This is a genomic window from uncultured Fibrobacter sp. (genome assembly GCF_947305105.1).
Classification (GTDB): domain Bacteria; phylum Fibrobacterota; class Fibrobacteria; order Fibrobacterales; family Fibrobacteraceae; genus Fibrobacter.
The window spans coordinates 37,270-56,492 of sequence record NZ_CAMZCS010000021.1 but is presented as its reverse complement, the minus strand read 5'-3'; the positions used below and the strand labels follow the sequence as shown (position 1 = coordinate 56,492).

The window sequence follows — 19,223 nt, the reverse complement described above, 5'->3', positions numbered from 1 at the left end:
TTCCGCGTGATCCAGAAGATTGTAAACATCATCCGCGAAGAAATGAACAAGATTGGCGGTATCGAAGTGGACCTGCCGGTGGTGCAGACCGCTGAACTCTGGAGCGAATCGGGCCGTTACCAGGCCATCGGCGAAGAACTCCTGCGCTTCAAGGACCGCAACAACCACAACATGGTGCTCGCCATGACGCACGAAGAAGCCATGACCGACCTCGTGCGCTACGTGCTCAACAGCTACAAGCAGCTGCCGGTGATGCTCTACCAGTTCAAGACCAAGTATCGTGACGAAGCTCGTGCCCGCGGCGGCCTTATCCGCGTCCGCGAATTCCTGATGAAGGATGCCTACAGTTTCCACACCAGCCAAGAAGACCTCGACCGTCACTACCAGGAAGAATACGATGCTTACCTCCGCATTTACCGTCGCGTGGGCATTGAACCGGTGGTGGTGCAGAGCGATACGGGTATCATGGGCGGTAAGGTGGCCCACGAATTCATGCTCGACACCCCGAACGGCGAAGACTACCTGATTCTTTGTAAGAAGTGCGGCTACCAGGCCAACCGCGAAATTGCGAAGTTCCAGCGCGTCCCGTTCAAGGGCGACGAAAACGCTACGCTCGAAAAGGTCGCCACGCCGAACAGCGAAAGCATCGACGAACTCACCAAGTTCCTGAACGTCCCGGCTGAATCGACCGCCAAGTGCGTGTTCTTCGACTTCGAAGGCAAGCTCATCACGGTCGTTGTTCCGGGCAACCTCGATGTTTCCGAAATCAAGCTCCACAACTTGCTGAAGGCCAAGGAACTCTACCCGGCCGAAGACAGCCTCATCAAGGCTTGCGGCATGGTTCCGGGCTTTGCGTCCCCGATCAATTCTCACGACACCCGCATCATCGTGGACGAAGCAATCGCCGATTCCTTCGATCTCGTGACCGGCGCCAACGAAGAAGGCTTCCACTTCAAGCATTGCAACCCGAAGCGCGACTTCCCGAAGTTCGAAGTGGCCGACATTGCCGAAGCATCCGAAGTCTGCAAGTGCCCCTGCTGCGGTGAACTCCTCACGGAAACTCGCGGCATCGAAATGGGCAACATCTTCAAGCTCGGCACCAAGTTCTCCGAATCTATGGGCGCCAAGTTCCTCACTGCCGAAAAGACCACCGCTCCGGCCATCATGGGCTGCTACGGTATCGGCGTGGGTCGCTTGATGGCCTCCGTCGTGGAAAACAGCCACGATGACTTCGGACCGATCTGGCCCAAGTCCATCGCCCCGTTCCAGGTGGAAATCGTTCCGATTGGCAAGGAAGCCGAACTCATGGAACTCGCCGAAAAGTTCGAGAAGGAACTCGAAGCAGCCGGCATCGACGTGCTGGTGGACGACCGCGACGAACGCCCGGGCGTCAAATTCAAGGACGCCGACCTCTGGGGTTCTCCGGTGCGTATCGCTATCGGCAAGAAGGGCCTCGTGAACGGCGAAGTGGAATGGAAGTTCCGCAACGAGAAGGAATTCACCATGGTCAAGGTGGAAGACGTTGTCGCCAAGGCGAAGGAGTTCTTTGAGAAGTAAACAGTGGTTGGTGGTTAGTGGTTAGGAATAACAACATAATCGCGGGAATGACTTATGAGCAAGATTAAAGTAGCCACGCTGCAAGGCAAGTGGACGGGCGATTTCGATTCGAATAACGCCTGGTACGTGGAACAGGCCCGCGCCCTCAAGGGCAAGGGCTACGACCTGGTCGTGTTGCCGGAACTCTTCCACACGCCGTACTTCCCGTTCGAGGAGAACGCGGACTTCTTTGACCTCGCTATCGAAAAGGACCACCCGATTGTGGGCCAGTGGCAGTCCATCGCGAAGGAACTGAACGCCGTCGTGGTGTTCCCCTTCTTCGAGAAGCGCGCCCGCGGCATCTACCACAATTCCGCCTTCGTATTCGAGCGCGACGGCAGCATCGCCGGGCTCTACCGCAAGAGCCACATTCCCGACGATCCCGCCTTCTACGAAAAGTACTACTTCATCCCGGGCGACACGGGCTTCGAGCCCATCAAGACAAGCGCAGGCACTTTGGGCGTGCTCATCTGCTGGGACCAGTGGTTCCCGGAAGCCGCCCGCATCATGAGCCTCAAGGGCGCAGACGTGCTCATCTACCCCACCGCCATCGGCTGGATGGATTCTGAACCCAAGGAAATCTACCCGCGCCAGCAGGACAGCTGGATGACCGTCATGCGCGGCCACGCCATTGCGAACCGCACCTTCGTGATTGCGGCAAACCGTGGCGGCACCGAAGGCCACCTCACGTTCTGGGGCACGAGCTTTGCCGCCGCACCCGACGGCTACATTCTCGAAAAGTGCTCCCCCGAATTCCTCGGGGTCTCCACCGTCGAAATCGACCTCGCCGAAACCGAAGAGAATCGCCGCTGGTGGCCGCACTTCCGCGACCGCCGCATCGACCTGTACGGGGACATCCTGAAAATCTGGGGCGACTGAGCCTAAAGACAATACAATTTTCGGCCGTAAAAGTGGCATAATACCACCTTTTCGGCTATTTTTCGCGCATTAAATTAAGAAAAACATGATAAAAGGTGGTATAACACCACTTTTATCACATTTTTTTTATTATATTAAAATCATGACGTCGAAAAATCTCGAAGAAGCCCTGGAATCATGGAATTCGCTGCAGCCCCTCTGCGAGTACAACAAGCATCGCCTAAACAGACGGTTTACAATCGATTTCAACTACAATAGCAACCACATCGAGGGCAACACCCTCACTTACGGGCAGACGGAACTCCTGCTCTTCTTCGGAAAGGTAAGCGGGACCGCCAAGCTAAAAGATTGCGAAGAAATGAAAGCAAGCAACGTCTGTCTAAAGCTATCTCTGGCAGAGTCGCAAGAAAAAAGTTTTCCCCTTACCCAGCACTTTATACGGCAGTTGCACAGGACCCTTCTTCGAGAAGATTACCAGGTCCACTACGTTCGTCCCGACGGAAACGCTTCATCCTACACAATTCACGCAGGCCAGTACAAGACAAGGCCGAACAGCGTCGTCACCCGCTATGGGGACATATTCACTTACGCATCGCCCGAGGAAACGCCCTCGCTGATGAGCGATCTAGTAGACTGGTACAACCTGAGCGAGAGCGAAGGAAAGCTATCGCCGGTAGACCTTGCCGCCCTATTCCATTATCGGTATATTCGAATACATCCATTTGAAGACGGAAACGGAAGAATAGCCCGACTGATGGTCAACTATATCCTTGCAAGGCATGGTTACCCGTTGCTCGTAGTGCGCAGCCGCCAAAAGAACGATTATCTCGAAGCACTTCACGAAACTGATTTAAATGTGGGCCCCGCTCCATCCGACGGAGCTCGGGCGACACTAACGCAAATCCGCCCCTTCCGGAACTATTTCCGAAAAATGTACGCCAACGAAATTATGTTCAACGTGCGATTTGTCAAGGAGCAAGGCCCCGGAGTCTGGTGGTTTGATGGTGAACAAGTGCAGTTCCGCACTGAAAATTCCAGCAAAATTCTGGAACTACTCTCTGATTATCCGGACATAACCTACGCCGAACTTAGAGAGAATATCGGCATAAACATGTCCGCCATACAAAAACAGCTAAAATCAATGATGGATAAGGGCTACATTGTCCGAACAGAAAACAGGGAATGGCGCGTGATCATAACCCGGTAAATGTGCCTAAAGCTAGTCCTGGCGCTACTTCGTAGCGCAGGACAAGCGGCTCAGTCATGGCATTGTGCCAGCACAATGTCATGACATTCGCCTTTCTAGTCCTTGAGACAACGAACAGAAGATGCTTCACTCTTTTCGCCGAAGCTCAGGGACGCATTCTCGATGTAGTAGAAGAGGGACATGCAGTAGGCGTAGTCGCCATCGTTTTCAGAGGCACTCCAGAAGTAGGAGGAGTTGTTGCGGAAGAAGCCATAGCTGTTCCTGTAGCCCGATGGAATCGCGGAAAAACCATAAGCGTCTGAGCCATCGCCATTACCATTCCAACCCATCTGCGACATTAATTCATTCATGTTGTCATCATCATCAGTACCGTTGCCATCATTATTCCAACCAGTCTGCGATTTCAGGATATTGCCCGCAGTCCATTGTACGCCGGCTCCGACAAATTGTCCGCCGACTCCGGTAAACAGCGTTATCCATTCCGTAGTATCGGGCAAATGCCAGCCCTCAGGACACACACCACGTACCTTGCCGGAAAGCCTGCAAACATTGCCGTAGCCACATTCCTCTTCGGACTTGTCAACCGCCGCAGCCCACTTGTAAAGCCGTCCATACTTTTCGCAATATTCGAGAGAATCGTTGTAGCAAAAACTAGAGTCCACTTTGTAGTTCAAGTTCTCCGCCATCCACACCTGGTCGCCAATCTTCACCGTCTTGTAAACCTGACCGTCGCGGTCATCGACCATTTCGTCATAATCAATATTTGGGTTCAAATAATCCCATGCGGTTTTTTGATTCCCCGAACTGCCGTTAGAATTTGCACCATCCTTACAATCTTCGCAACGCGAGGAGGATGATTTCGCTTTGTCTTTGCCGCTGCTGGATTTTTTGCGAGTATCGGCGTTAGTGTCGATGGTCCAATCACCGTCGGTGCAAATATAAGCGTTATCTTCGTCTTTCACGTAGGCGGTCGCGCCTTCACGTTTGTCGGTGCAAACAGAAAGGTCGCCGAAGGTATCCACCACAAAATCGGCCTCGGCAGAGGGTTCCGGATCACTGGCTTTATTGCCGTCGCCGCCGCATGCCACGAGAATGAATGCCGCTATTGCAGGAATACATATTTTCAAAGACATAAGCCGCTCTTTCGCAAAGGATTTCTCTTAATTTACATTCTTTTATGAAAAATTGCACTCAAAAGAAGAAAGCCATTGAACAAGGTTGACGGAAAGAATCGCCATTGGCTAGTCCTGGATGCAACGAACACTAGACCCGTAATACCTAAGGCTGCTGTACAGCTCCGCATAGCGGTAGGTGGAGACGAGCATGTAGTATGCGCCGTCGCTACCGCACTCCATAGAACTCCAGAAGTGCGCGATGCTGCCCTCGGAGATGTAATCCCCATCGTAATGGCCAGCAGGGAGCGCAGAGAAACCGTAAGCGTCAGTGCCGTTGCCACTTTCATCTTTGTTGTAATCGATCCAGCCAGATGTGGACTTGAGCCTTGTGCCTACGTCACCTCCTACTGCCGTAAACAGGGTATTCCATTCCGTTAGGGTCGGCAGATGCCAGCCTTCGGGGCAAACTCCTCGAACAGGGTATATCGGCGAGCATGTCTTGTTATATCCGCAGCCCTTGCCGTTTGTTGTCCACGTTCCAGCGCTGTCCATGGCTGCCACCCACGTGTAAAGGCGACCGTACTTGGTGCAGTTGGTTTCTTCATTTTCGTAGCAGAAACTGGAGTCCGTTTTGTAGTTCAGGTTTTCGGCCATCCAGGTCTGCGTACCGATTGTCACTGTCTTGTAGGTTTGACCGTCGCGGGAATCCGTCATGGTCCCGGCAGACTCGCTTGTTTCGCTGGACGAGGATTGTGCGGTTTGCCCTGATGCATCGTCCTGGAGACAACGAACCGAAACGGCGTAGTTCTTGTCGTAGCCGCTCCAGTACGCATTCTCGTAGTTGTAGTACAGAAGCATGCGGTAGGCGTAGTCGCTATTCTTCTCAGTGGCACTCCAGAAGTGAGCGAAGTGACCCACATCGTAGAAGTAGCCAGTGCGGTACATGTAACCAGCAGGGCACGCAGAGAAACCGTAGGCGTCCGTACCTTTACCACTTGTACCATGGTAATATTCCCAACCTGTCTGCGATTTGAGCATCCTGCCTGCAGTGTATTCTCCACCCACTGCGGTAAACAGCGTTTTCCATTCCGTGGTATCAGGCAAGTGCCAGCCCGGCGGACAAACACCCTGCACCTTTGCCGGGAGCGCACAAGTCTTGAGGTAGCCGCAGTCCTGCGGGTTGTCAGCATCGGTCGCAAGCTTCACCGAGTCAATTGCCGCCGCCCAGGTATAAAGGCGACCGAAACTAGTGCAATCGCCTTCATTCTCATAACTTCCACCGCCACACCAACTGTTTTCTGTCACAAGGTTCAGGTTCTCTGCCATCCACACCTGGTCGCCAATCTTCACCGTCTTGTAAATCTGACCGTCGCGGTCATCGACCATTTCGCCATAATCAATTTCTTGATTCAAATAAACCCATGCGGCTTTCTGATTCCCCGAACTGCTGCCAGACTTCGCTTTGTCTTTGCTGCTGCTGGATTTTTTGCGAGTATCGGCGTTGGTGTCGATGGTCCAACCACCGTCGGTGCAGATGTAATCTTTTTCTTCGTCTTTCACGTAAGCGGTTGCGCCTTCGCGTTTGTCGGTGCAAACAGAAAGGTCGCCGAAGGTATCCACCACAAAATCGGCCTCGGCGGAAGGGTCCGGATCACTAGCTTTATTGTTATCTCCGCCGCAAGCTGCGAGAAGGAATGCCGCTATTGCAGGGATACATTTTTTCAAAGACATAACAACCAACTCCGTTTCCTAAGGCAAAAGTTCTCTTCGCAACATAATATAAGCTAAATCATACGGAAATCCATCATCTTTACCTATATTTTAGGGCAATAAAAGGATTTTTTACCATGAAAAAAACTCTTTACCGCTACCCCGCAGAGTGGGAACCTCAAGAAGCCACCTGGCTCGCCTTCCCGCACAACAAGCAGAACTGGCACGGCGAACGCGGCGTCAAGATCCGCAAGTTCTATATTGACCTTATCCGTACCATTAGCGAGTTCCAGCCGGTAAACGTCCTCGTCCCGAAAAAGAACTTCCTCACGACCGAAGAGAAATTCGCCGTCGCCGACAGGCCCTTCCCCGCCAGCTTTTACACCGTCAAGACCGACGACATCTGGATTCGCGACTACGGCCCGTTTTTCGTGAAGAAGGGCAAACAGACTGTCGTTTCCGAAACGGCGTTCAACGCCTGGGGCGCAAAGTTCCCGCCTTGGAAAAACGACAACCAGATTCCCGCGCGCATCGCCGAAATTTTCGAATACAAGAAGGGCGTAAGCGTTCCCTACATTTTCGAGGGCGGCGCCATCGAAGTCAACGGTGACGGGCTCGGCATGACGACTCTGGATTGCCTCGTGGGCAAGAACCGCAACAAGCCGGCCGACCTGAGCGCAATCATCAAGGCCATCTGCGACATGCTTGGTCTCAAAGCGCTGCTGGTACTCCCCAAGGGGCTCGTGGGCGACCATACCGACGGGCACATCGACAACGTGGCGCGATTTATCGCCAAGGACCGCATTGTCCTCGATTTCGCAGCCCCGAACAGCGCCAACGGCAAGTACCTCGCAGAAGCCAAGGCCGCCATCCAGGAATTCCTCGAACTCCACTACGGCAAGGACGCCAAGGTAGATACGCTCCCGCTGCCTCCGCAGCGCAAGCTCGACGACGGGCAGATTCTCCCGGCCAGCTACATGAACTACATCTACGTGAACGGCGGCTTGATTTACCCGAAATACAAGTGCGCGAACGACGCCGTGGCCCAGAAGTACTTCGAAAGCGTTTACCCCGACAGGTTCGTCATCGGCATCGACTGCCGCACCGTCATCGAAGAGGGCGGAAGCCTGCACTGCATGAGCAAGCACGAATCCAGGTAAAACCGGAAGTCCGCATGAACTTTGTCCGCAAGCTCAACAAGTTCACATTTGGCCTCTGCATTTTCGGGTTTACGTTTGCAGGTGCAGCGGAGTTGGACATTTGCGCATTCGACGAGCAACTCGTCGATGCGTTAACAGAAAGCATCCAGTCCCATTCCGGCTACGCCAAGGTTCTCGATTTCATCCAGCAAGACAGCCTTCCCCCGAACAATGCAGTTTGCCCTGACGAGGAAAAGTCGCAGGACATCTCGAAAAAAGTTACGGCGCTTTTCCGCACGAGCAATACCGCCCGGTACGTCGCAGAGTATGATGTCGCATACACAAAGTACGCCCATTTTACCGGGAGCGAAGAAGACGGAAAAACGTTTACCGACGAAGACAACGCCGCATACAACATCGTACTTGACTACATCATCGCAAAATACGACAAGCGATTCGCCAACGTAAAACACAGCATGATATCTGCCGCCATGAACGGCGACATGAACAAGTACGGCTACGCTTCAAAAATCGACGCCTTGTTCGAAGATCTGGAAATATCCAAGTCGTCCATGATCGAAGGCAAGCCCGCAAGCGAAATAAAAAAGGAACGGGAAAACTCCTGGGCCGGCTTATGGATTACGGAGAACTCTTCCAAAGAACTGAGCGCAAGTAAGTATAGCTGGTTGCAGAGACCCATTCAAAACTTCGCAAAAAAATATCCCGAAAGCCCTTATACCGCGACATTTTCTTTTATGTCCGATGAAAAGTTGATACAGGACCTCGCCCAGACCGAAGAAAAAGAAGAAATCCAGACCTACAAGAAAGACAACCGACGCGTCGGTTTCGGCCTAGGCGTCATGGTAGGAAAGACTCTGCTCGGTTCGAATATGGAGCCCATGAAAGAAAAGGTTTCCGTTTCCGTCCCCAACTTTAGACTCCAGATAATCCATGTGGTAGCGCAACTGCAGGGGGACATGTACATCGGCGACGGCACATCCGCCATGGGATTGGAAGGGCTGTTCGGCTATAGCCTCGAATACAAATCGTTCGGGGCCGATTTCTTGGTCGGCATCGGATTCGACCAATTCTTCATGGGCGAAGACACCACAACGAGTCGCGCTCTGTTAGCGGGAATTCAGGGTTTCAAGCATTTTTATTTTGGAGCAATCGGCGCTTTCACGCCCAAGTTGCAATGGACGCTAAAAACACTCGAATTTGATTCTCCCATAACAAAACGCAAACGCCGTGTTTATATAAATCAGTTTTATTTCGGCATAGCCCTCGATTTTCTTATTCCGCTCTCTGAAATTTAGGATATACCCGGCATGAAGCGTCTGTTCCTTATCCTGTACTTGCTTTGCACTACGCATTCCCTTTCTGCAGAAATCGACGCCTGCACATTCGACGAATACGTTCTTGGTATGTTCAACGAAATTACCGTTTCGCAAGACACCACGAGGCATCTGGAGCTTTTGGATTTTGTCGCAGAATACGGGCACATGGCAGATCCGGAGATATGTGCGATTGAATCCCGACGGGAAAAACTGGTGCGGATAGCCTACACACTTTATGACGAAAAAAAAGGCAAACACGAATATAACGACGTCTATACAAAGTACGCCTTTATCGCGAATCGGGAAATTAATGGCCGCACGATAACGGAAGAAGACAACGCGATGTACAACATGCTCCTGGATTACATGATAGCCAAGTATGACAGTTGGTTCGCCTACGAAAAAAAGGAAATGCTGAGCAACGCACCACTCAGTCCTACGGTGCTTGGGGAACTGATTTTAAACAAACTTATCTCAACAAATCAAATCGCAGGATTCGCCCGCAAAATAGGAAAGCCTCCTTCTGATGCGGCTCTCGACCTGATGCAATCCTGGGCGGGGCTTTGGATCCAAAACGAAAGTCCAATTGGACGCCATCCCAAATTCGACAACGACTACACCTGGATACTGCAAGCCAGGAACAACTTCTTGGAAAAATACCCCGAAAGTCGTTACAAGGCGGCAATAGACGCCATCATGGACGACGACGTCTGCAACAAATTGCGGAATTACGACAAAGAAGACGGAGTTTTCAGTTTTGGTGTAACACTATCCTTCGGCAAAGCCCTAATGACGTCCGCCTTCGACAACGTGGACGAATCCTTCTCTATCGGGTTTCCTCAAGGGCGCCTCCAAATCAACCATTTGGTGTTCCAAATCCAGTTAGACGCAATATTCAACGGCTCAAAGCTCAAGCAAGTCGCTTTTAACGGGCTCTCCGGATACGCTTTTGAATTCGGCAATTACGGCATCGATGTCATGGGCGGTCTTGGATATGCGCAGTTCTTATTCGAAAGCGACTCCTCCGACAACCTGGCCTACCTGGGAAGCATCCAGTTCACAAAGCGGCTCCCCGTGGGGGACCTCCTCTACATTTCTCCAAAATTCCAGTGGCTTGCCAAGGTAATCCATTTTGACGACCCCATCGACGACCGAAAAAAATGGGGCATGGTCAGTCAGTTCCTGTTGGGGTTCACCTTCGAAGGAAGGCAACCGCTGTCTAGGCTAAACGTCAAGGACTACGGCAAAAAGCACAGAAGTGTGCGGAGAACGAATCTCGGCGACTAAGCTCGACGCTAGTCTTTTTTCTCCGATTTGTCAGAAGCCTTTTTGGCTTTCTCAATAGCCTCTTTAGCTAGTTTGTCTACAAGTTCGTTCCACTTGACGCCCGTGTGGGCCGCCACCTTTTCGAACTGTACACGGTGCAGGTAGGGCTTGACCGCCTTTACGTACTGCTGGGCGACATTGCTCTTGGCCTGCCATTCTCCCTTGGCCCAGCGGGCAATGCCCTCGTAGTCGTGGCAGATGACGCCGTTCTTGTCGTTGGCATCGAGCCAGCGCATGGCCTGGTAGCTCGCCATCACCTCGCCGTCGATATTGCGGCTTTCGGCGGGGAACGCCGTGATTCCCGACCCGCGCGCAAGTTCCTTGTCGCCATCCACGACAACATAAGCCCACCCGGCCGGAGCGAAAGTCGGCGAGAAGGAGCCATCCACGAAAACGCGGATCCCGGCAGGGACCGGAGCCTCGATTCCGGCAATCCAGGCCTCGGCTTCGGCCTTTGTCGCAAAAGATTTGAACAAAACACCCTTAATTCCGTGCGTCAGGGATTCACATTCGGCCCACGAAGTCACGATTTGACTTTTTTCGGGGGCCTTTATGGCGTAGAACTTCACTTTAGGCATGGCGTAAATTTAGTATATTATCCATCGGATATTTGACTTGGAGCAAACGTGACACCTTCGCCCTATTTTACAGATACATTTCGCTATTTCTTCAAGCGATTCTATTCCGCCCCCAGGCTGTTCCAGTGGTTCCTGAGGCAGGCTGGCGAAGACTCCGCCGCGTTTGACTTCCCGAACATTCTGAAGGACCACCCGAAGACTTTGACGTTCCTGCCGAAGGACTTGGAACGCGCCAACAAGTTCATGCGCGCCATGCCTGACGCCTGGTTCAAGAACATGCTGTTCTGCACGCACGAGTCGCAGCATTCCCTGATTTCTTCTAGGCGCTCCCACGCCGTGTACTACAGCGACAAGGAATGCCGTTTCGGAGAACCCGTCTTCAACGAAATCCAGCGCAAGATTCAGGAGTTCGCTCCGCAGGTCTGCCTGTACCTCGACGACCCGTTCCTCCCCCGCTTGTTCCTCGCCAAAACCAGCGGTGCCCCCTGCCGCATCGGTTTTGCCACTGAAAACTACTATCCATTCCTCAACCTGAGCCTTCACAGAGACAACAAGTCCGAAGCCCAAACTATCTCCGAGTATTACGGAGTCGGCTAATGCAAAAGGGATCCACCATCATCACCGAAAGCGGTGGGTTCGCGGACTTGCACCTCCACACAAAGCTCTCCGACGGAAACCTGGAAGTTGAAGAACTGCTCCGGCTCTGCAAGCGCAAGGGACTGCGCTGCATTTCCATCACCGACCACGACAACCTCGACTCGTTCAAGCTGGCCGAAGAACCCGCAAAGCAAATCGGGCTCGAAATCATCCCGGGCATTGAAATTTCTGCCGTGTGGCAAAGCAAGGACATCCATATCCTGGGGTACTTCTGCGACCCGACGAACCTCGCCCTGAACATGGAGCTCGAGGACTTCGCCAAGCAGAGAGTGAGCCGCGCCAAGGCCATCATCAAGAAACTGAATGCGCTCGGCATCGACATCACGTTCGAAAAGGTGAATTCCTACTGCAAGGGGAAAGTCATCGGGCGACCGCACATTGCCATGTCCTTGGTCGACGAAGAATATATCTCGAACTTTTCCGAAGCCTTCTCGAAATACCTCGGGGACGGCTGCGTCGCCTTCGTCGAGAAGAAGGGACTCAACCCGCAACAGACCATCCGCCTCATCGAAAACGCCGGCGGCATCGCCGTGCTTGCCCACCCGTACAAGTCCGGGCTCAGCGACGAGTTCATCGAGAACATGGTGGAATGGGGCATCCAGGGTATCGAGGTCTACAGCCCCGCCCAGAAGGGCGCCGTGGCTCGCAAGTACAAAGACATGGCTCACAAGTACGGGCTCATCGGCACAGGAGGTTCCGACTTCCACACCGAAAGCGGCACATACCCGCCCGGTTGCATGAAGATGCCTTACAGTGTAGTCCAGGCGCTTCGCGAAAGGCGCGAAAAATCCCGTGCGGAATGGTACTAATGAAAATATCGTTCAAGACCATAGCCGTACTTTTGGTAGCACTTGCTACAAGTGCCCTTGCCGATATCATCCCGGCAAAACCTTATACGATACCGGCAGCCCAGGATTCCTCGTGGGATTCCCCCGATAGGCCGGACCCCGCAGTCCGGGAAACGGACGCCGGACGCTGGGCCATCCCGCTACGGGAAGTCATGCAGCGCACCTTCGACGTGTCGGGTCAAAAATCCGAATGGGTCCTCGGGACCTCCATCCTCGGCCACCCCGAACTCGACCCGATGGCGGTAAGCATATCGTCCCTTTCCACCCGCTACCCGAGCAAGTTGGCCGGCCTTTACACGACGCGACTGGGCTACGACGCGACCACGCTCACCCTGAACGGCGAGAACGGAATCCTATTCGAAGAACGGCACGGTATCCCGATTGACACGCCCATAACAGACTTGAACTGGGAGCGTTCTTCGTTCGACGGCAACGCACTCCGGCTCGACTTCCGCAGACTCGTCACCGATTCCGTGATGCTGGACTTTGGCGTCCAGAGCCACTCGAACCACGACTCCAAGGATTACACGTACCAGAACGTCACGCACTCGCCCTATTTTGCCCTAGGACGCGACTCCACGCAAATCCCGTTCGGCGGCAGGAACATCGCCATGAACAGCATGCATATCCAACCCATGCTCACCTGGCGCTTCGGGGTTGGCAAGGCGTACCTCAAAATGAACTACCTGAGCCTGGAAAATGCAGACAACACGAACCACAAAGTGTTGCTCGACACCATGGACCATTCCATACGCACGTTCCAGACCAACCCATACTCCATCGACATCAAGGCCGTCACCTACGGAGCAGGCTTCGAAATTTATCCCACCTCCAAAAGTTTCTTCTCGACAGACTTCCAGTACGGCACGCATGAAATCGAAGAAGACTCCCTCCCCTCCATTCTTAAGGACACCGCAACCGTCATCGCCGAAAACGGGATTGCCAGCGTAGACGAAATCTACTATGACACGACCACCACACTCGAATACGAAACCATCCTCGGCAACTTCGAGCTCGGCTACCGGACACTCCTCAACCCCACACTCAAGTTCAGCTACGAATTCCTGAACGCCGATGATGCTCGCGACGACAAAAAGAGCGAATACTTCCAGGACCGCGAAGTGGGCTACATGCAAGTTTCCGACACCATCGCATTCACGATGTTCCGTGCGCAGGCAGGCATGCAGCGCAACAGTTCCCTGCTCGACAAACAAGAATACGCCCCCGCCTATTCTACCGATGCAACGATATTCTTGCCGTACCACTTCCAGTTGAACGGGAACATCCGCCACGACAACAGGTTCCCCGACATCAACCAAATCAAGATTTACGAGACAGGCCGTCTCTCGTTCCCGAACGAAGATTTGAAATACGAAAAGCGGGACCGCTATGCCACACACGTTGGCTGGCATTCACGCGAAGTCTTTTACGGGCTGGGATTCCGTTACGAAAAAGTCGAGAACCTGATGAGGCCCTACTGGGTCAAGAAGGGCAGCGTCGACAGCACGGTTACGTACAATACCCGAGAATATGGGGAAAAAACAATCGTCGACACCATCGTTACGGCGGACTCCATCGAGACGCTCTACCGCTGGGCAAACATCGACGAGGCAAACACGCTCGACTGGATTTTGCAAGTCGGATTCCGTCTTGGGAACTGGAAGTTCTACCTGGAACGCGGACAGGTCATCGACCGTTCAAGAAAACTCATCGACACGCCAGAACTCTACTACAAGGGAAGCATCCACTGGCAAAACCGTTTTGTCAAGGACAGGCTGGGCGTGAGCGTTCGCGTAGACTGGCAGTGGTTCAACAACAGGATGGACTGCACCATCAACGAACACGACATCCCCGAACTGGTTGAGATGAGCCACTACCTCGCCCTCGATTTCGAGGCGCGCATGCAAATTCTCTCCTTTGAACTTTATACACGAATCGAGAACTTCAATCACAGCATCTACATGCCCGAAGCGGGATACACGCCGGAAGGCCTGCGATTCGCCTACGGCATCGTATGGACATTCAGCAACTAACAATCCAACCTTTTCTATTTTCATCTTATGAAATTCGAAGAAATCATCAAGGAAATCAAGTTTGAAGTGGAATTCGGCGGCGTGAAACTCGCCCCGGCTATCGTGCAGGACGCCGACAAAGGCGATGTACTCATGATGGCTTGGATGAACGAAGAAGCTCTGCGCCGTACGCACGAATGTGGCGAGATGGTTTTCTGGAGCCGCAGCCGCAAGGAATACTGGCACAAGGGCGACACGAGCGGCAACGTGATGACCGTCGTGGAATGGGCCGCCGACTGCGACAGCGACGCGCTCTTGTTCAAGGTGCGCATGCAGGGGCCGCAGGTGGCATGCCACACGGGAGCGAGGAGTTGCTTTTTTAAAAAAGTAGACAGTAGGCAGTAGACAGTAGGAAGTAGACTGTAGGAAGTGGACGGGAAATGAAACGGGTGATTGCGTTATTGCTTACGATGACGGTAGCCGGCCTTGCGCAGGTCGTTCCAAGTACGTATAACGCACAGTCCCAGTTTTACAGAGATTCCCTTAAGGCTATACAAAACGCCGACGACACCTACAGGGATTACGACGACTTCTACCAAAAACTCGTCAAGCAAGAGAAAATGCTTCCTACTATATGGGAGAATATCGTAGGGTGCGCAGCCGGGGCATTCATCATTGATTTCGGAACATCCGGGATTGTCTACTCAAAACAATACAACACAATAGACGAGTCCTCTACAACAAGTTCAAAAGCCTTTCTCAGCACATCTATCGCATTTCACATCATCGGAGCCACTTTAATCAGCTACAATACGTATGCTATCATCCGCGACGCCCCGAGATCCAAAAAAACACACAATTACGATAAAATCTACGAAATCTACAAACGCCGAAGAAGCGAGCAAATTAACATAGACTTCATCCCCACCTTTGGATTCGACAATTCCTCTGCCGGAATAAATTTGCTGTTCCGTCTATAAAAAAGGAAACTCCATCTATGAAATTTCAGGCAACCCTTTTTATTTCTGCCTTTTTGGCGTGCTCGATTTTTGCGCAAACGGACTCGGTCCAAGGCGATATCATCAAGGACTTCCGCAAGTTGGGCAGCAACTACTACGCCTATCCCACTCCTGAAGCCAAGTACACCAAGGCCCCCGCTGGGTACAAGCCCTTCTACCTGAGTCACTACGGCAGGCACGGCAGCCGTTTCCACCAGCCCGCCGACCACTATCACGACCTTTACAATACACTGGCCAAAGCCGATTCCGCAGGCAAGCTCACCGATCTGGGCAAGAACCTGCTTGAACGCGCCAAGTATCTGGACGAATACGCCGCCCCGCGTGCAGGTGACCTCACTCAGCTCGGCGTTGCGCAGCACCAGGGCATCGCGAAACGCATGGTCAAGAACTTCCCTGAAGTTTTCAAGAACGACGCCTACATCGAAGCCTACGCGAGCACCAGCGTACGTTGCGTCGTGAGCATGGCCGCCTTCCTCGAAGAACTGCGCGCCCAGAAGCCCAAGCTCGACATCCACCAGGAATCGGGCAAATACCTCATGAGCTTCATCAGTCCGCTCGACTTCGGTAAAATCATCGGCGAATCGAATACACCCGCATGGCAAAAAGAAAACGAAAAGCTTTACAGCCACGTTGACCCGACACGCATGATGCGCGCCATCTTCAACGACACGAGTTACATCAAGAAGAAGGTGAATGCTGGCGACCTTTACAGCAAGATTTACGAAATCGGCAACAGCCTCCAAGGCAGCCCCGAAATTGAGTTCAACTTCGATGACTTATGGACCGCCGAAGACAAGTTCGAACGCTGGCGCGCACAGAACGCCTGGTGGTACAGCGTTCTCGGCAACAATCCCTTCGCCAAGAAACAGGGACTCGAAAACGCAAGGCCGCTCCTGAAGAACTTCCTTGAAGTTGCAGACAAGGTAATCGCAGCGGATACAACAAAGGTCGACAAGACCGCGGCAAAGAACGCTCCGAAGAAAACGTCCGCGACGCTCCGCTTTGGCCACGACACCGTCATCTTCCCGTTCGCCGTCTTGTTGCAACTGGAAAACGGCACACAGAATACCGGCATCGAAACCGCCGACATGGAAAACCTGCACAAGGTCTGGCGCGACTACGAAATCAGCCCGATGGCCGCAAACGTGCAATTTGTATTCTACAAGTCCAGCAAGAAGGGCACCCCGATTTTGGTGAAGGTGATGCTTAACGAAATCGAACAGAAACTGCCTGTGACATGCGATTCCACGACCGTCAAAAACTGCCCCGCCGCCCCCTATTACCGCTGGGAAGACGTGAGAGCTTTCTACGGGAAATAAAAAAATTCCATTATGAAAAAAACATCCTACATTCTTTCCTCCGCCCTACTAATGGTCGCCTGTGGCGACGACAATTCTACGTCTGCTAACAACCAACAAGACATAGGTCATAATTTTGGTGATGGTTACGTATACGCCATGCCGTACCGCTACGATCAAGCCTCGGGCATCATTTATCAAGGTACTTTTTCCTGCAATTACCACGCTGACACAAAAACGTTTGCATGGGAAGAAAATCCAGAATCAATTGAAGCCAAAGCCATTAAAATTGTCGGGGACTCGATGTGGATTGGTCCCACAAGCAAAGACATTGTAGAAGACTCTGATTACTACAATTCAGAAACTTTAGCGCTAAGCACCAACCATAACGGCATTTTGGGAACATGGAACGTTACGGGTTGTAAGCGAAATCTCGGTCAAACAGAAATAAAATGTACAGCGTATATCGCTAGCCTGAGCGGCATAGCCAAGACTTTGACCTTTACCGAAGATTCCGTCTACAACAAAACCGTAGTCGACATAAGCTCCGGCACTCATCCGTACAAGACCAACTTCGATAACATTATCAATAGATACACTGGATATAATGTGGGCGACCTTACGGTAGACTCGCTTATTAAGGCAAACGAACTCGAGCAACTTCTCGACATGAAATTCCGTATCCACAATCAGGAATTTACCGAAGGGGGCGACGCCCGTTTTGACTCTACGGGAATGAACTACATCCGCACCATGTCTAGCAACGGAAAGACCTGCACCAACATTCAGACACTAGGGTTCATTACTGAAAAAATGTGTAAGGAGAAAAGCGAAGATTTCTTGCTTAGCGCTAGGGATAAAAGTGAAGAACGCTACTATTATGAAGATGGTCCTGTAAGCGGCTTTTCCGTAGACAACAACGAAGAATATAACGAATGTGTGAAAAAACTGTTTACGGAAGAGACCCTGAACTTCCTCGGCCAATTCAACCGCACATTCAACTAACTAAAACAAAGATTCAATAAAGGGAAATCCCCCGCTTCGGCGAGGGATTTCTTGTGTTTAAGGGTTCTGTTATACTTTGTCTTGTCGCGGACGATTCTGGTCCGCAGGGTGGCTCCGTTCTGGGAGCCGTCGATGCGCAGCGTTCTGAGCCTTGCGCTTTCCTTGGCGGTTTCGGCAACTTTGCCGAGCGCCTTCGCTTTGTTTTTAGCCATAACGGCCTCCTTAAGGGGCAAATATAAATTATTTTTTAGGACATACAAAGGATTGATATGAAAAAAGCATATTGCGTTCTGTTTTCCGCCCTACTGATGATCGCCTGCGGTGACGACAATTCATCTTCTGCAACGGATGACATTTCATCGTCTTCTGAAAAAACAACTCTCAGTTCTTCTGTGGAAGAAACGTCTGTTGAATCATCTTCGGACAACGAGATTAACAGTTCGTCCTCCGAAAAAAAGAATGAACAAAAATCTTCTTCGAGCAGCCAAAAAGCAAGTTCTTCAAGCAACAACACCACATCTTCGTCTTTGGAAGCAAAAGAAAAATCATCTTCATCGAAAGAATTCATTTCAGATGACAACTGGATTACTACGGTAAAAATCAATCATTTTTCTTTTTTTGATGAAAAAAACATGAGATACTATTTACTAGACGACGAATGTGATTATGATTCATCCACAGGTAAATTCATATGGGTCGCAGAAAATTACACTGGAGTATTTGACAAATACGATTCCGCCTTACTCCAATCCGAGTATAATGGTGATTCACTTAAATACATAATTGACCATTCATACGGCTTCAAAATATCAAACGACACCCTATACGAATGTGATTATTATGGTAATGCCTGTGATACAATCGAAAACGCATATGTATATGTAGGAACATCAAAATCTATTTTTTCTACATGGGAATTTGTTGGTCGAATTTACGAAGGAGTATACACTCCCAAACAGCCCTATTTCAAAATCACACTTATATTAGAGCCAAACCAAAGAACAGTAAGAACTAGCTACAGGAACCTTAACGAAATCTATGAGCCATATGAATACTGCTATTTAATTTACAAATTATTTGAAGACGAATCAAAAGAAGAAACTTGTTTTAATTACTTCAAGAAAAACCAACAACCCTCTTCAGACACATTGCTTATAGATAACGATTTACGAATTGTGCAGAAAAATCCTACCGCAGCAAATATTTTGATAGGCAACAAAAATTTTGAAGTCAATATTACATACACAATAGATGCGCAACCAACAACCTACATTGTACAAACAAAAAACATATCATACCAAGGAACGACCTGTACCTCTTGGTATAAGAACCTTGATATTACACAACAGTATTGCGAAGACAACAACCCTGATTTAGATTTTATTCAAAAAGATTACAGCACGATTCTCGGAACATACGTTGATAAGTTAGTCAGCTACAGCGACAATAACGATGAGTTCAAAGAATGTATAAAACAATTTAATTTGAAATAAAGGT

The 19,223-nt window shown here is 51.2% G+C and carries 18 protein-coding genes; 14 read left to right on the top strand and 4 right to left on the bottom strand.

Annotated features, from left to right (window positions below):
* The 3 genes from Q0Y46_RS10285 to Q0Y46_RS10275 form a co-directional block, all read left to right on the top strand.
* On the top strand, positions 1-1,557 hold a 1,557-nt coding region (locus tag Q0Y46_RS10285; protein ID WP_297947165.1), incomplete at its 5' end, for a proline--tRNA ligase.
* A 54-nt stretch (positions 1,558-1,611) separates the two neighbouring features.
* Positions 1,612-2,475 (top strand): carbon-nitrogen hydrolase, encoded by an 864-nt coding sequence (locus Q0Y46_RS10280; RefSeq protein ID WP_297947163.1) that lies wholly within the window; start codon positions 1,612-1,614, stop codon positions 2,473-2,475.
* Between the two features lie 142 nt (positions 2,476-2,617).
* A complete protein-coding gene (locus Q0Y46_RS10275) occupies positions 2,618-3,682 on the top strand; it encodes a Fic family protein (protein WP_297947161.1) in 1,065 nt (354 codons plus the stop codon).
* A 95-nt stretch (positions 3,683-3,777) separates the two neighbouring features.
* Here the strand turns inward: Q0Y46_RS10275 and Q0Y46_RS10270 are convergent, their stop codons facing one another.
* Entirely contained in the window at positions 3,778-4,815 is a 1,038-nt protein-coding gene (locus Q0Y46_RS10270; protein WP_297947159.1) for a fibrobacter succinogenes major paralogous domain-containing protein, read from the bottom strand.
* A gap of 108 nt (positions 4,816-4,923) precedes the next feature.
* Positions 4,924-6,528 (bottom strand): fibrobacter succinogenes major paralogous domain-containing protein, encoded by a 1,605-nt coding sequence (locus Q0Y46_RS10265; protein WP_297947157.1) that lies wholly within the window; start codon positions 6,526-6,528, stop codon positions 4,924-4,926.
* A gap of 116 nt (positions 6,529-6,644) precedes the next feature.
* Between Q0Y46_RS10265 and Q0Y46_RS10260 the strand changes: the two genes are divergently transcribed.
* The 3 genes from Q0Y46_RS10260 to Q0Y46_RS10250 are packed head-to-tail and all read left to right on the top strand — an operon-like array spanning position 6,645 to position 10,270.
* Positions 6,645-7,667, top strand: a complete 1,023-nt coding sequence (locus Q0Y46_RS10260; RefSeq protein WP_297947155.1) for an agmatine deiminase family protein — start codon at positions 6,645-6,647, stop codon at positions 7,665-7,667.
* Positions 7,668-7,681: 14 nt separating this feature from the next.
* Positions 7,682-8,962, top strand: a complete 1,281-nt coding sequence (locus tag Q0Y46_RS10255) for a hypothetical protein (RefSeq protein ID WP_297947153.1) — start codon at positions 7,682-7,684, stop codon at positions 8,960-8,962.
* 12 nt (positions 8,963-8,974) lie between these two features.
* On the top strand, positions 8,975-10,270 hold the full coding sequence (locus tag Q0Y46_RS10250; protein ID WP_297947151.1) for a hypothetical protein: 1,296 nt from the start codon (positions 8,975-8,977) through the stop codon (positions 10,268-10,270).
* An 8-nt stretch (positions 10,271-10,278) separates the two neighbouring features.
* Here the strand turns inward: Q0Y46_RS10250 and Q0Y46_RS10245 are convergent, their stop codons facing one another.
* Entirely contained in the window at positions 10,279-10,887 is a 609-nt protein-coding gene (locus Q0Y46_RS10245; RefSeq protein ID WP_297947149.1) for a ribonuclease H family protein, read from the bottom strand.
* 48 nt (positions 10,888-10,935) lie between these two features.
* Here Q0Y46_RS10245 and Q0Y46_RS10240 point away from each other — a divergent pair, with 48 nt between their 5' ends.
* Genes Q0Y46_RS10240 through Q0Y46_RS10210 form a run of 7 tightly spaced genes read left to right on the top strand, consistent with a single transcriptional unit; the run spans position 10,936 to position 17,726 of the window.
* Positions 10,936-11,484 (top strand): hypothetical protein, encoded by a 549-nt coding sequence (locus Q0Y46_RS10240; RefSeq protein WP_295679285.1) that lies wholly within the window; start codon positions 10,936-10,938, stop codon positions 11,482-11,484.
* A complete protein-coding gene (locus Q0Y46_RS10235; RefSeq protein ID WP_295679281.1) occupies positions 11,484-12,353 on the top strand; it encodes a PHP domain-containing protein in 870 nt (289 codons plus the stop codon). Before Q0Y46_RS10240 ends, Q0Y46_RS10235 begins: the two co-directional genes overlap by 1 nt.
* On the top strand, positions 12,353-14,425 hold the full coding sequence (locus tag Q0Y46_RS10230; protein ID WP_297947146.1) for a hypothetical protein: 2,073 nt from the start codon (positions 12,353-12,355) through the stop codon (positions 14,423-14,425). The genes Q0Y46_RS10235 and Q0Y46_RS10230 overlap by 1 nt, the downstream gene beginning before the upstream one ends.
* Before the next feature lie 27 nt (positions 14,426-14,452).
* Complete coding sequence (gene hisI, locus Q0Y46_RS10225) at positions 14,453-14,809, top strand: phosphoribosyl-AMP cyclohydrolase (protein WP_297947144.1); 357 nt, start codon at positions 14,453-14,455, stop codon at positions 14,807-14,809.
* A 35-nt stretch (positions 14,810-14,844) separates the two neighbouring features.
* Positions 14,845-15,384 (top strand): hypothetical protein, encoded by a 540-nt coding sequence (locus Q0Y46_RS10220; RefSeq protein WP_295679273.1) that lies wholly within the window; start codon positions 14,845-14,847, stop codon positions 15,382-15,384.
* Between the two features lie 17 nt (positions 15,385-15,401).
* Complete coding sequence (locus tag Q0Y46_RS10215; RefSeq protein WP_297947142.1) at positions 15,402-16,742, top strand: histidine-type phosphatase; 1,341 nt, start codon at positions 15,402-15,404, stop codon at positions 16,740-16,742.
* A gap of 12 nt (positions 16,743-16,754) precedes the next feature.
* Positions 16,755-17,726: a hypothetical protein gene (locus Q0Y46_RS10210; RefSeq protein ID WP_297947140.1), complete on the top strand. Its 972-nt coding sequence runs from the start codon at positions 16,755-16,757 to the stop codon at positions 17,724-17,726.
* Here Q0Y46_RS10210 and Q0Y46_RS10205 read toward each other — a convergent pair.
* Positions 17,723-17,938, bottom strand: a complete 216-nt coding sequence (locus Q0Y46_RS10205; RefSeq protein WP_295679267.1) for a hypothetical protein — start codon at positions 17,936-17,938, stop codon at positions 17,723-17,725. The two genes, Q0Y46_RS10210 and Q0Y46_RS10205, sit on opposite strands and share 4 nt — an antisense overlap.
* A 57-nt stretch (positions 17,939-17,995) precedes the next feature.
* Here Q0Y46_RS10205 and Q0Y46_RS10200 point away from each other — a divergent pair, with 57 nt between their 5' ends.
* A complete protein-coding gene (locus tag Q0Y46_RS10200; RefSeq protein ID WP_297947139.1) occupies positions 17,996-19,219 on the top strand; it encodes a hypothetical protein in 1,224 nt (407 codons plus the stop codon).
* Positions 19,220-19,223: the final 4 nt, after the last annotated feature.